The following is a 767-nucleotide window of genomic DNA, read 5'->3' on the forward strand; positions in this document are numbered from 1 at the left end:
ATGTGGGAGAGAGGCTCTATCCGACGGCCTTTGTGGAGCAGATGGCAATGCTGCGGATCGAATATAACGGGATCCTTCAGCCACAACACTTTGCTCGGGACATAGGTGTAGGTCTTCGGGAAATTACAGAAAATGACCTGGCAGCGGTTGGGCCTTGAGGTGTACCAACAGCGTTCGACGGAGTCGGTTTTATCCTCTCCGTCGATGATAATCCGGTTTTCCCGAGGGTCGTACATCCTGAATAGCGGTAGGTCTCACTATTTTAGCTTCTTGCCGCAGGAGAAAGCCTTGTCGACCGTAGCTCCCAATTCGATATATTCGAGATGGATGGGGTCGAAGCTGATCGGGCGCAACTTACGCAGGTCGATTTGTCCGTCGGTCAGAATGCTTTCGTCGGCCGAGATGTTGACGATACGTCCTGTCAGATGGCAGCTTGCGGGGTCATAGGAGAGTAGTTCGCACTCGAGCGTCATGGGCAGTTCGTCGATCATCGGGGCATTGACGTGTGCCGAAGGAGTGGCATGAAATCCCGCCCGGGTGAATTTGTCGGGAACTTTGTTCCCGGAGACGATACCCGCATAGTCGCAGGCAGCCACATGATCGACCGTGGCCATGCTGACGGTGAAGGCACGTGTCGCAAGGATATTTTTCGTGGTTTTATGCCCGGCGGAGAGACAGATTCCGATTGTCTCATCGGTAAACATGCCACCCCAGGCGGCATTCATGACATTGGGTATACCTTGTTCGTCGTAGGCTGCCACGATCAG

General features: G+C 54.0%; 1 protein-coding gene. It reads right to left on the bottom strand.

Translation table 11 applies throughout. The features are described from left to right. Nucleotides 1–257 precede the first annotated feature (257 nt). Nucleotides 258–767 carry a flavin reductase family protein gene (locus B5G16_RS12425; RefSeq protein ID WP_087264365.1) on the bottom strand — a complete coding sequence of 170 codons (510 nt, stop codon included), beginning with the start codon at nucleotides 765–767 and terminating at the stop codon, nucleotides 258–260.

Origin of the sequence: Alistipes sp. An66 (assembly GCF_002161445.1) — a bacterium.
GTDB classification, from domain to species: domain Bacteria; phylum Bacteroidota; class Bacteroidia; order Bacteroidales; family Rikenellaceae; genus Alistipes; species Alistipes cottocaccae.